10 protein-coding genes are annotated in these 12,881 nt (G+C 54.8%); 7 read left to right on the top strand and 3 right to left on the bottom strand.

Going from position 1 to position 12,881, the window contains the following annotated elements:
- Positions 1 to 22: 22 nt before the first annotated feature.
- The 3 genes from GSQ86_RS04670 to GSQ86_RS04680 all read right to left on the bottom strand — a co-directional run bounded on the left by GSQ86_RS04670 (position 23) and on the right by GSQ86_RS04680 (position 3,262).
- Positions 23 to 1,063: an alpha-ketoacid dehydrogenase subunit beta gene (locus GSQ86_RS04670; protein WP_158748787.1), complete on the bottom strand. Its 1,041-nt coding sequence runs from the start codon at positions 1,061 to 1,063 to the stop codon at positions 23 to 25.
- A 46-nt stretch (positions 1,064 to 1,109) separates the two neighbouring features.
- Positions 1,110 to 2,123: a thiamine pyrophosphate-dependent dehydrogenase E1 component subunit alpha gene (locus tag GSQ86_RS04675; RefSeq protein WP_158748788.1), complete on the bottom strand. Its 1,014-nt coding sequence runs from the start codon at positions 2,121 to 2,123 to the stop codon at positions 1,110 to 1,112.
- Positions 2,124 to 2,203: 80 nt separating this feature from the next.
- Complete coding sequence (locus GSQ86_RS04680; protein WP_158748789.1) at positions 2,204 to 3,262, bottom strand: L-rhamnose/proton symporter RhaT; 1,059 nt, start codon at positions 3,260 to 3,262, stop codon at positions 2,204 to 2,206.
- Between the two features lie 289 nt (positions 3,263 to 3,551).
- Between GSQ86_RS04680 and GSQ86_RS04685 the strand changes: the two genes are divergently transcribed.
- The 7 genes from GSQ86_RS04685 (at position 3,552) to GSQ86_RS04715 (ending at position 12,879) form a co-directional block, all read left to right on the top strand.
- Entirely contained in the window at positions 3,552 to 4,331 is a 780-nt protein-coding gene (locus tag GSQ86_RS04685) for a FadR/GntR family transcriptional regulator (protein ID WP_158748790.1), read from the top strand.
- 23 nt (positions 4,332 to 4,354) lie between these two features.
- Positions 4,355 to 5,155 carry an MBL fold metallo-hydrolase gene (locus GSQ86_RS04690; RefSeq protein WP_158748791.1) on the top strand — a complete coding sequence of 267 codons (801 nt, stop codon included), beginning with the start codon at positions 4,355 to 4,357 and terminating at the stop codon, positions 5,153 to 5,155.
- A 106-nt stretch (positions 5,156 to 5,261) separates the two neighbouring features.
- Positions 5,262 to 6,533 (top strand): mandelate racemase/muconate lactonizing enzyme family protein, encoded by a 1,272-nt coding sequence (locus GSQ86_RS04695; RefSeq protein WP_158748792.1) that lies wholly within the window; start codon positions 5,262 to 5,264, stop codon positions 6,531 to 6,533.
- A 2-nt stretch (positions 6,534 to 6,535) separates the two neighbouring features.
- A complete protein-coding gene (locus GSQ86_RS04700) occupies positions 6,536 to 7,630 on the top strand; it encodes an NAD(P)-dependent oxidoreductase (RefSeq protein WP_158748793.1) in 1,095 nt (364 codons plus the stop codon).
- A gap of 39 nt (positions 7,631 to 7,669) precedes the next feature.
- Positions 7,670 to 8,521 (top strand): SDR family NAD(P)-dependent oxidoreductase, encoded by an 852-nt coding sequence (locus GSQ86_RS04705; protein ID WP_158748794.1) that lies wholly within the window; start codon positions 7,670 to 7,672, stop codon positions 8,519 to 8,521.
- A 52-nt stretch (positions 8,522 to 8,573) separates the two neighbouring features.
- Entirely contained in the window at positions 8,574 to 9,632 is a 1,059-nt protein-coding gene (locus GSQ86_RS04710) for an Ldh family oxidoreductase (protein ID WP_158748795.1), read from the top strand.
- A 205-nt stretch (positions 9,633 to 9,837) separates the two neighbouring features.
- Positions 9,838 to 12,879, top strand: a complete 3,042-nt coding sequence (locus GSQ86_RS04715) for a glycoside hydrolase family 2 protein (protein WP_158748796.1) — start codon at positions 9,838 to 9,840, stop codon at positions 12,877 to 12,879.
- Positions 12,880 to 12,881 lie beyond the last annotated feature (2 nt).

The raw sequence follows: 12,881 nt of genomic DNA on the forward strand, positions 1-12,881 counted from the left end.
CGTTGCAGCTACCCGGGGAGACTTAAATCTTTTTCCCGACCAAGTCAGCGACTTCGCTGACAATACGATCTACCGACGGCACCAGGTATGCATCGGTCGATGGACTGAAAGTGTGCGGCGTGGGACGTGTGCAGATCCGAAGTATCGGCGCATCCAACTCATCCAGAGCCTCACCCGCGACCAGTGCCGCCACTTCCGCAGACACTCCGCAACTTGCATACGCTTCATCGACAATCGCCAGCCTGCCTGTCTTGGCAACTGAGGCGAAGATTGTCTCCTTGTCCAAAGGAACCAGCGTGCGAAGGTCGATGACTTCAACCGATATTCCGCTCTCAGTAAGCTTGGCAGCCGCATCGAGTGATCGCTGCACCATCATCCCAAGCGTAACCAGGGTTACGTGCTTACCGGCGCGCGCAATGCGTGCTTCTCCAAACGGGATCAGGTACTCCTCTTCCGGTACGTGGCCCTTGGTATTGTACAGTCCCTTGTGCTCGATAAACATGACCGGATTCTCATCTCGCAATGCAGTCTTGATGAGGCCCTTCACATCAGCGGGAGCAGAGGGCACCGCAACCTTGAGGCCGGGAATGTGCGCGAAGAACGACCAGAAAGTGTGGGAATGATGTGGTCCAGTGCTGCGTACGCCTCCACCCGCAGCGCGCAATAGCATGGGAACCTTATATCGACCATTTGAGATGTAGTGAATTGTGGATGCCTGCTGGACGATCTCGCCCATCGCTTCGAGGGTAAAGTCGAGGAAGACAATGTCGATAATGGGGTGGCTGCCGGCAAGTGCGGCTCCCACTCCCATGCCGGCCTGTGCCCGTTCAGCGATGGGCGTATCGCGCACGCGCTCTTCGCCGAATTCTTCCCACAGCCCACGGCTTTGCTGGAAGTTTCCGCCACGCGGACCAATTCCCTGGCCGATATAAAAGATGTCGGGATTACGCCGCATCTCTTCGCGAACCCCTTCTACCCCTGCCTGCGCATAGGTGATGATTCGCTCTGCCTGGCGTGAGGGCGTTTCGGAAGCACTGGAAATTAGAGTTGTTGTCTCAGACATGAATAGCTTCCCCGCTCGTCGTTCCTGATTCGTCGTTCCTAGTTCGTCAGTCAGCCGCTGGATTGAAGTAAACGTGATCGAGTGCCGTCTCGTTTTTTTCTAGAGGGCTCGAAAGCGCGAACTCAGCCGCGTCCTCAAGCTCTCCCTTGATGTCAACATCGATCTGCTTGAATTCCTGCTCCGATGCAAGTTTGGCAGCGATGGCGTCGTCATGCAATTTTTGAATCGGATCGCGCGCCTTCCATGCTGCGATTTCTTCCTTGGTCCGATAAGCAACGCCCGGATCGCCCTCATGATGACCGAACCAACGGTAGGTAAGGCATTCAATCAGGGTCGGACCCTCGCCCCTGCGCGCCCGCGCAACCGCTTCGCCCGTCTTCTCGTAGACCTCAAGGACATTATTTCCATCAACCTGAACTCCAGGAATGCCATAGGCAGCAGCACGGCTGGCAATGTTGGTATTTTTTGTCGCCTTTGCGAACGGCATCTCTGTCGCGTACATATTGTTTTCGCAAACAAAGATGACAGGAATATCCCAGGTCGCTGCCATGTTCAGGCCTTCATGAAAGGCGCCGTTATTGGAGCCACCGTCACCGAAGAAAGCAACCGCAACCTGATCCCCGCCTTTGAGCTTTGCGCTCAACCCCGCGCCGGTAGCGATCAGAATTCCCGGAGGAACAACACCGTTTGAGCCCAGGAATCCTACCGTAGGATCATAGAGATGCATCGTGCCGCCACGACCACCGGAGCACCCTGTCACCACGCCCATGAGCTCAGCCATGGCGTCCCGGGCCGAGATTCCCTTGGCCAAAGCATGGCCGTGCCCGCGATGCGTGCTGGCCACATAGTCATCCTTGCGTAGCTGGCCGCATACTCCAGTGGCTACCGCTTCTTCGCCGATGTATACATGAATGAATCCCGGCATTCTGCCGCTGCGAAAGACCTCTTTCGCCTTCAACTCGAACTCCCGGATCAACACCATGGTCCGGTATAGCCTCAGGACTAGTTCCTTGCTGTGCTTTCCTATCGACGTGCTATCTGCTGTTGAAGCCCGCGCCATAATCTATGCCCCAATCAATTGGTAAACAAGCTTTCTAAATACGATGAACGTTTTGTAGTTAGCTAAAAGCGAATTCGTATTCAAGCTTCAAAGTATTTCGAAAGACCGATCGTTAAGACTGCAAGTATCAACAACCCTACGCCTACAGCGAAAGAAATGTAGGTCCTCGGCTTCATCAAGCGCCATTCCCCGGTAACCAATCCAGTGAACTGGCCACTAACGATCATTGTGATCATAAAGACGGCAAAGCCGATGGAAACGCCGAGGCTTCCCAGATAGGTCGTCCCGCTGCTGTAAAGCGCAATTCCCGCCATCCACAAGCATGCCGCTAAAGCAGGGTAAAACACCTCCGGGAAAAATCCGATGCGGAAATTCCCCCACGTCTTATTCTTCGAGAGCAGATACACGGCATAGCCGATGTTCGCCAGCGATCCGCCCAGCAGGGCGATTGGCCACACCGCAAAGGGAGTCCAAGACGGCTGGCCGCCCTGTTGCTCCGCGAGCTTCATGATATGACCGCTATAAGCGAGAGCAATATTGAGCAGTGAAGACAACACGCCCGAGCCAATTGCAATACCGAGAGTAAAGATATAGGCCCTCGCCGAATAAGAAGCCTGACGCATGGCTGCCTGTTCTTCACCAAAGCCCGCTCCTCCACGCTGCCTTGCCTCAATCTCCCGCAGGTATCCGCTCCAGCCGCAAAACGCCGCGCCTGCCAGCATCATGACGACGCCGGCAACGATCAACGTGCCGCTCGTCCGTAGCAACGCATCGCGATGTAGAGACAACAGAGGAATGATCGTTCCGAAGGCGGCACCAGTTCCGTTCAGTACCGCGCCTGCCACTCCAATACCGAGCCGATGTACACAGATGCCCGCACCTAGCTGGGCAAATCCCCACAGAACCCCCATAAACAAGGGCCAGAGAATTTCACTCAATGCGAGGGATGAATATACGTTGCTGAGATTTGGTAGAACCGCGAATGCCAGGCCGAATGGAACGACGATGAGAGAAAAGATTGCGTAATAGAACCAGAAATTTTCCCATTTCCAGGCTCTGGCCCACTTTAAAGGCCACATGCTGATGCCTACACTTGCACCCGCGATCAGGGTTAAAGAAAATCCAAATATGTTATTCACGAATACTCACAGCCCACTGATTTGCCGCTGAAGGAAGGCCGGTTGAGCATGATAGACATCCCTCGTTTCGACCTTGGCTCATCGTTTCCTTCTTGTAGAGTTGGAACCTACGAGTGTCAATCAATTTCAGCCTATTGAACAAGACTAGACAGGACGGGCGATTGAATATTCTCTAACCTGTTCATAGCAAACGCGAATGGAGTGTAGGTGAAAGATTTGTGCTTGTAACTGCGAGCGAAAGCTGCTATATCATGCCCGCAAAGATGTGCGCCAGTGAGGGAAATCAGAAATGACTCCGCGTCCCGATAAAGGATTGAATCAAGCTTCCGCACTGACCCGGCTGGCAAAGGAAATGGGGCCTATTCGGACCGAGGACTTGACCGAAAACGTGGTCAGTCAACTTAAGGCAAGCATTCTCCGAGGAGTAATCAAGCCAGGTGAACGCCTTCCCCCAGAACGCGAATTGGCAGCTCTCTTGAAGATCTCACGAGGCTCTCTTCGCCAAGCATTAAAGGCCTTGCAGATCATGGGCGTTCTGGAGGTCATCCACGGCTCCGGCACTTATCTCGCGGATGCAGCCGAAGCGGTCCTCCGCGATCCTGAAGATCTGCTCGTTCCCTCACGCGGGCACTCTTTTGCTGAGATGTATGAGGCCAGGCGCGCCATGGAGGCTGAATCTGCCGCCTCGGCAGCCTTGCGCGCTACCGAGCAGGATCTGCAGAAGATGCATTCTGAAATTGAAGCGATGCGTAAGTCGCTGACCAACACGCGCCGGTTTATCGAGCGCGACAAGGCATTTCACCACCACATTGCAGTCGCGTCAGGAAACAGCGTTTTTATCTGGTTCATCGAGCTGCTGCAAAAAGTGCTTGCCCAAGGCCAGTTAATCCACGCTCGCTCGGAACGGATGCATATCCTCGTCGATGAACATTTGCGGATTCTGAATGCGATTGAGACTCGCGAGCCCGATGCTGCGCGCAACGAAATGCTCTCTCATTTAACCCTAAGCAAGGCCTATACCGATCAGGAAACAGGTTTTGAGTTACGTGTTATTCCGCCGGGCCGCTAAGGCCAGAGAAAACAAGGAGAAGAATGAAGCTAGCGGATCAAATCGCCTCGAAGAGTGTAAGCGCAGGACATGTGTCCTGCTGGTGGCTGGGTGGATCGGGGTTTGCCTTCAAGGCGCCAAACGGCGCCGTTGTTTACATCGACCCCTATCTTTCAAATTCAGTAAAGACGATTTTCGGCGCAGACCGGGCCTTTCCACCGCCAGTTTCGCCGGAGGATGTTAGGGCAGATGCGGTCGTATCAACCCATTGGCACGAAGATCACCTCGACCCGGGCTCGATTCCTGTGATCTCGCAGAACAACCCTGAAGCCCTGTTCATCATGCCTCCCAGCGCTTCGGCCCATGCGTTGAGCTGGGGTCTGAATCGTGAACATGTCATCAAGCTTCAGCATGGACAAACCAAGACGGTGAAAGACATCACCGTTGAAGCAACGCCCGCGCGCCACGAGGCAGGGATTCCAGGCTGGGAAGTACCGGACGCCATGGGTGTGCTGCTGCAAATCGGTGATATTACGATTTACCACTGCGGAGATACCGAATACGACGTTCGGCTAAGGCGCCTTAAATCGCGGAAGCCGACCGCTGCTCTACTCTGCATCAACGGCGTCAGCGGCAACATGGATGCCCACGAAGCGGCGTTGCTCGCCTGGCACCTGGGTGCATCTGTCGTCATTCCCATTCATCACCACCTCTGGGCCAGCAATACTGGAACTGCTGAAGAGACGCTTGACCCGACGCTATTTACCGGGACATATGCCCGTCTCGGCGGTAAAGGAAAAGCGATCATTCCCCAGCTCGGAGCAGAGATCGACCTGACGACTTAAGTATGTGAATCCAATTCACGTTCAATACACTGAAACTCGTTGACAATGCTATCCTGCAACTCTAAAAGCGATACTGACCATGGATCTAAGACCATGATCGGATCGCATGAAAATAGTTAAAGTTGAAACCATCTGGTTTGAGGCGGTTCCGGAAGCGATCTGGCGCGAGCGCGAGCCTCACGCACGCCAGGCATTGCCCAATAATTTATGGGTCCGCCTGTATACCGACGACGGACTGATTGGCCTGGGAGAAACATACTATCTTCCCCGTGCGGTCAGTGCGATCATCCACGACCTCTTCGCTCCCCTTCTGATCGGCCGCGACGCCTTCGATACGGAGAACCACTGGAACAATCTGTTCTCTGTAATCAATTTTTGCGGATTCGCTGGTGCGGAGCTGCGGGCTATCTCAGCAATTGACGTAGCGCTGTGGGATTTAGTCGGCCAACATCTGCAACAACCTATCTACAACGTATTAGGTGGTCGCAATCGCGATCGCATCCCCGTCTATAACACCTGCGTAGGATCCGGACGATACGCTGACTACACAGCGTGGACCCAGGGGAAGGCTGGGGAGCTTGCCAAAGACCTGCTAAACCAGGGCATCACTGCGATGAAACTGTGGCCCTTCGATCAATTTGGCAACACTGTCGCCGGCCCTGATAAACCACGGGAAAAGGTCTCGATCTGGGGGCAGGAGACGGCAGCGGGACCACTGGCGCATTCGATCAGTAGCGCCGAGTTGAAAAAAGGTCTTGGCATTATTGAAGACATCCGAAATAAATGTGGCGACACAATGGCGATTGCCATTGAGGGACATGCCCGATGGGACCTTCCCTGCTCGATTCAGATTGCACGAGCGCTTGAGCCCTATAACGTCCTGTGGCTTGAGGAGATTATGCCACCAGACAATATCGATGCATTCGTGCGGCTGAAGGCGGCGACTTCGGTTCGCATCTGTCAGAGCGAGCGCGCGTTCACCCGCTTCAGGTTTCGCGAATACGTCGAGAAGAATGCGGCCGACATCATCATGCCGGATCTTTCCTGGGGCGGCGGCTTTACCGAGACGCGTAAGGTCTGCAGTCTCGCCGACACCTATTACCTGCCGATCACGTTACATGACACCATCGGCCCTGTCGCGCTTTGCGCGGCGCTGCATCTGATGCTGCACATCCCGAATGCGATGATCCAGGAAATCGTACGAGGTTACATCGATAGCTGGTACAAGGATGTCTTGGACGAACCGTTCCTGCTGGAAGACGGCCACCTGCGTTTAAATGGCAAGCCTGGCCTTGGAATGGCGCTTCGGAGCGACTTCACTTCGCGGCCTGGAGCACAGGTCACCATCACCACCGAAGACGATCTGAAGAGGTGGTAAGAGTGCGCCCCTTCAAAGCAATGTTCACAGGCGACTACCTCGATGAATCCGGGCAGATGAGAGGTCAGGACATCGGCGTCGATGCTCTCAACGCCACTGGATTTATCGAGACTGGCTTCCTGCTCGACCAGAAACCGACGCAAGGTGACTCGACCTATTGGGACCGTTTGTACTCGCTGGAAATTACCGCGGAGCACATTGCCAATGCCAACGCGATTGTGATCATAAGGCCATGGCTGAAGGCCGAAGCTTTTTCCAAAGGTGCCGAGAACCTGATCGTGATCGCACGAGCAGGTGCAGGTTACGACAAGATCGATACCAAGGCCTGCACGAAAAACAACGTAGTCGTCTTCAATGCTCCTGATAGTCTCACCCATTCCACTGCCTCGGCGGCATTTACGTTCATGCTTGCGTTGGCAAAGAGGCTTCCGCAGCAGGAAGCTGTTCTTAGAAGCGGCCGCTGGGACAGGCAGTCCGAGATATACGGTGATGACTTGATCGGAAAAACACTTGGTATTATCGGCCTCGGCAAAACAGGCCTGGAGCTTGCCCGCCTCGCGGCACCTTTTCACATGAAGATTCTTGCTTACTCGCCACGCGCTGATCGGTTTGCCGCCGAAGCCTTGGGTGTCGAACTGGTATCCAATCTCGAAACGCTGCTTTCTGTTTCTGATTTTGTGAGCCTGCATTGCAGACTGGAAAAACATACTAGGGGCTTGCTGGATGCTCAAAGGCTGAAGCTACTGAAACCGACCGCATACCTCATCAATGTGGCGCGCGGAGAGATCATTGATGAAGAAGCCCTGGTGAAAGTCCTTCAGGAGAATGCAATTGCGGGAGCTGGCCTGGATGTCTTCGATACGGAGCCTCTTCCGCCCTCGAGTTGCCTTCTCGCGCTCGATAACGTCATCCTTACGCCGCACTGGCTTCCCAGTACGCGCCGCGCAGCGCAGGCAACCAGGGAAGTGATCGTTCAGAACCTGATCCGTGTAGCGACCGGGCAGATACCGCAAAACATATTAAACCCGGAAGTGCTGGGCCAGCCTGAGTTTCGGCAGAAGCTCGCTCAATTTGAAGAGAATCGGCACAATGGCTGATGCAGGCCCAATGCCACCAGATGAGGAAGAGCAAAGATTATGAGCGAGGAACTTAGGTTAGTCGGTAAAAAAGCACTCGTGACAGGAGCCGATACCGGCATTGGCCGAGAGATCGCGATCGAGTTTGCAAGGAATGGCGCAGATGTCGTCCTCCACTACAGCCATCACGAGCAAGGGGCCAGCAGCGCAGTCGAAGAGATCAAGGCGTTGGGGCGGAAAGCCGTCGCAATCGGCGCGGACTTTAACGATCTTCAACAGGCGTTATCCCTTGCCAAAGGCGCCATCGCCGCCCTAGGCGCCATCAACTGCCTCGTCAATAATGCGGGCGTCACTTTTAACTGCCCCTATGCGGAGATGCAACCTGCGCAGTTTGACACGCTCTTCAACGTGAATGTGCGTGCACCTTACTTCATCACCCAGAAGATCGTCGCTGACATGATGAGGCATGGAGGCGGCGCGATTTGTAATATTTCATCGATCCACGGATTGCAGGGAGCCCCGGAACACTCGGCGTACGCAGCCACGAAGGGCGCCATCATAGCCCAGACAAGGGCATTGGCTGTAGAACTCGCCCACCATGGCATTCGAGTCAATGCGATTGCACCCGGATGGATCACCGTAGAAAACTATTTCAGTGCAATTCCTGGATTTTCGGAAGCCGAAGCAAAGAAAAGTGCTTTTAACTCCGTACCCGCAGCGCGTTATGGAGTACCGCACGACATCGCCGCCCTCGCAGTGCTTCTGTGTGGTGACGATGCCAGCTTCATTGTAGGACAGACGATCGTTGTAGACGGTGGAACGACGGCTCTTATGTCTTTGATTTCGAACTTCCGGGAGAAGTCGTCCGCACGATTCGGCGCCCGCTATCTTGGGAAGGACGCGCGCGAGTGACAAGAATAGCGATTGCACATGCGATCTCCAAAACACAACGAGAAAGAAGTGAATGCAAAACAATATCAAGGTCGATCATCTGACCCGATTCTGCGAGGACGTCCTTCTCAAAGAGGGCTTGCGGCCGAGCGACGCCACGACGATTGCTGATGTTCTGGTGATGACGGATACCTGGGGAACCTTCTCCCACGGTACCGGCGCGCTGTTGAACTATGTTCATGCTATGCGGGCCGGCGGCATCGAATCGTCGGTCACTCCTGAGATCGTAGCCGAGGGGCCTTCATGGGCTGTCATCGACGGCCATGCAGGCATGGCGATGTCGAGTTGTAGCGTGGCGATGAACCTAGCGATTGAAAAGGCACGCTCCTGCACGATTGCCTGGGTTGGTGTGAGAAACAGCAGCCACTTTGGCGCAGCGGGCTATTACGCAAACATGGCAGCACAGAAAAAGATGATCGGGATCGCGATGAGCGCTGCAGATCCCAACATGGTCATTCCCGGCGCGCGTGGACACGTCATCGGGAACAATCCGCTCGCATATGCCGTTCCTGCAGGCAAAGAGCATCCCATCCTTCTCGACATCGCGCTCAGTGCCAGTGCATTCGGAAAAATTATGGGAATGAAAACCAGCGGGAAACCAATCCCGCAAAACTGGGTAACAGATGACGACGGGCTGGCAACGACCAGTCTTGAAAATTGGCCCGCCACAGGATCGATGATGCCGATGGCAGGGCACAAAGGCTATGGCCTCGCGATCCTTGTAGAGGTTCTGACTGGCTTGCTGGTGGGCGGCTCCACGCTTGCAGAGATGAAGAGCTGGGTGAACAATCCCACGGAGAAGGCCAATCTCGGACAGGCTTTCATTGCCATCAACGCAGGCACAATCCTTCCCTTCCAGAACTTTGAACAACGGGTAGAGGAGATGATTCAGCAGTTGCGCGGCGCACCGAAGGCAAAGGGATCAGATCGCATTTTTGTGCCGGGCGAGATCGAGTGGGAAAATCGAGAGAACGCTCTGCAGCATGGAGTTCCCTTGCCGGATGCTGTCATGGCATCGTTGCATCGCGCCGGTGAGGAATGTGGCATTGATCCGGCCATCCTTCATCAATGACTTGTCATCCTGAGCGAAGTCGAGGAGCTGCAGTTTGCGGTATCGCATAGGGTTCACCGTAGACGTATTCGGGCGAAGAGTTGTTGCAGTAAGAACTGCACAAAGTGCAAGTCCCTACGCTCCGCGCTACGGACCAGGATGGCAAAGAAACCGGCAGAAGTGAGGGCGGGTACGGAACCAGACCCGCGCAGCAAGAGAGGCAAACATGATGCAGCGTCGTGGATTTTTAAAGATTGCCGGTCGCCTCGGCGCTGGCATTGGCGTGGCCAGTCCACTGTTTGGACAGTTAGCCGGAGCCGGACAAGCGGACACGGATACTGCACGGCCTCAGGAATTGATCCGGGCCCTCGACAAAGGTTGGTCCATTGCGACTGATCCGAATAATGTCGGCCGGGAGCAGTCCTGGTTCCAGGAGGCCCGGTCCAACGCCAAGGCCACTCCGGTGCCATCCATCATCCAGGAGCTTTATCCTGCCTATCACGGTGTTGCCTGGTATTGGGTGGACTTCAAGGCCAACACAAATCCATTTGCAAAGGGGCGAACGCTGCTTCGCTTCCAGGCCGTCGACTATCTGGCGGATGTGTGGCTCAATGGCCATCATGTGGGCTCGCATGAAGGAGGTGAAACACCATTCGTCCTGGACGTAACCGATATCGTTCGCCCTGATCAGAGCAACAAGCTTGCCGTAAGAGTTCTGAACCCGGATGATCGCAGCATTGATGGAATTGTCCTGAAAGAGACGCCTCACCGGAATAAAGTCGTCAAATTCTCGAACGGCAGCCTCTATGATTTCGGAGGCATTCTTCAACCTGTTGAGCTTGCTTATGTGCCTGCTGTTCGCATCTCGAACCTGCATATCGTTCCGGACTGGAAGACGGGCGATGTCGCCATCCGGATTACCGTGCAGAATGCCTTATCTAAATCCGTCCGTGCTACTTTGCAACTGCTGGTTTCGCAGGATGCAGGTCAAACCGTATTGCAGGACACGCTGAAGACTACGATCGCAGCCGGCGAATCGCAGGTAAGCCATCAGATCACGTTCAAGCAGTTCAGGCTGTGGGATCTTGATACTCCTAACCTCTATCAGCTTCAAGTGACGCTCGATTCCGCTGACATGGACGGCTCATTTGCGATCGCGGATACCTTCGGCTTCCGCGATTTTCGACTCGTCAATGGATACTTCCGCCTGAATGGACGACGCCTCTTTCTCCGCTGCACACACACCGGCAATCACGTTCCTTTTCGCCAGGTGATTCCGCCGGATGGATATGAGGACATGCTGCGGCGTGATCTTCTCTACGCCAAGGCTTCGGGATTTAATACGGTTCGCTTTATTTCCGGCGTCGCCTATCCCTACCAGTTAGACCTGTGCGATGAGCTTGGTCTCATGGTGTACCAGGAATCATCCGCGAGCTGGTTGCTGAAGGATTCGCCAAGGATGAAAACCCTTTACGAAAACTCTGTGCGCGAGATGATTGTGCGTGATCGCAATCACCCCAGCGTAACGATCTGGGGCATGCTGAATGAAACGGAAGACGGGCCCGTCTCGCGTGAAGGTCAGGCAGCTCTACCTTTTGTAAGGACTCTCGACGATTCAAGGCTGGTGCTCTATTCCAGCGGACGCTTCGACGGACGTCTCGATACCGGCTCAGCGAGCAATCCGAAGACGAACGAGTGGGAGCACGTGTGGGGAAAGGAAGCGCCAGGAGCAAGCCGCGTCGCCATGGTTTCTCCCTCCGGACCTGGCATCGGCGATTTTCATCTCTACCCGAAGGTTCCCCAGACGCAGGAAACAAATCACATGATGCGCACTCTGGGTGAAGGCGGCAAACCTGTTTTCCTCTCTGAGTACGGCATTGGCAGCATGATGAATGTTCTTCACGAGCTACGCATGTATGAGCAGGCCGGAATACCGGAAAATGCCGAAGACCTCGTACTGGTGCGATCGATGGCGGAACACCTTGTCGCGGACTGGGCGCGACTCGGAATGGACACAGCTTACCCTTTTCCCGAGACTCTTCTGGAGATGAGTCAGGAAATGATGGGCCGCCATCGACTGCTGGGCTTTAACCTGATCCGCTCCAACCCCCTGATCTGCGGCTTCAATCTAACGGGAATGCTGGATCATGCCCTGACGGGTGAAGGTATCTGGCGCTTCTGGCGGGATTGGAAGCCAGGACTCTTCGATGTAATGCGAGATGGATGGGCACCCGTTCGCTGGTGTCTCTTTGTCGAGCCTGCACATACCTATCTTGGCCGGCCGCTGACGCTTGAAGCCGTCCTGGCGAACGAAGATGCCATTCGCCCCGGCGAATATTCGGCGCAGTTTCGCATATGGGGTCCGCAAGGCACAGCCTGGAAAAAACAGACCGTCATCTCCATTCCAGATAACAAGAGCACCGACGGACCGCTGGCCGTTCCGGTCATGAAAGAGTCGGTCGCCCTTGAAGGTCCTGCCGGCACCTATGAGCTCGTTCCCTACATAGAAAAAGGAATCGCACCTCCGGAGACGTCATGGCAGTTCTATCTTTCCGACCCGGCCGCGCTTCCAAAGCTGAACAAACAGGTGATCACCTGGGGCATTCCAAAGAACGTAGAAGACTGGCTGCAAAGCCGCGGTGCGAACGTGCTGCCGCTTGCAAACCCTGCGCCTGGGAAGCGCTATCTCATCCTTGTTGGCGATGTCTCGAAGGAACAAGCCTCCGCAAAAGCGTGGAGAACCATCGCGGAGCGATCAGCCGCTGGCTCGACAGTCATTTTCCTTTCTCCCAAAGCCTTTGCTTGCGGCGAACAATCCTCTGCGCAGCTGCCTCTAGTCAAAAAAGGTCGCATCTATGAATTCAACGACTGGCTCTATCACAAGGAATGTGTAGGGAAGCCGCATCCAGTATTTGACGGTTTGCAGCACCGCGGGATTCTTAACTGGTATTACTGGGCCCCTGTCCTGCCGACCTATCTCTTTGATGGGCAAGATACGCCCGACGAGGTGATGGCAGCGGCCTTCGCTGCCGGATATTCAACACCTGGCGGCTATGCCTCCGGGGTGCTGCTCGGCTCATATAAATTTGGAGCGGGAAACTTTGTCCTGAACAGCTTTCACATCCTCGAACACATTGATGTTCACCCCGCCGCCGATCGCCTGCTGCTGAATCTTATCCATCACTACGGTCAACTTTCAATTGGTCCGGCAGTTGCGCTTCCACCTGACTTTGAGACACGCTTAAAGGAAATTGGCTACGTGGACTGATT

The organism is Acidobacterium sp. S8 (assembly GCF_009765985.1).
Taxonomy (GTDB): domain Bacteria; phylum Acidobacteriota; class Terriglobia; order Terriglobales; family Acidobacteriaceae; genus Alloacidobacterium.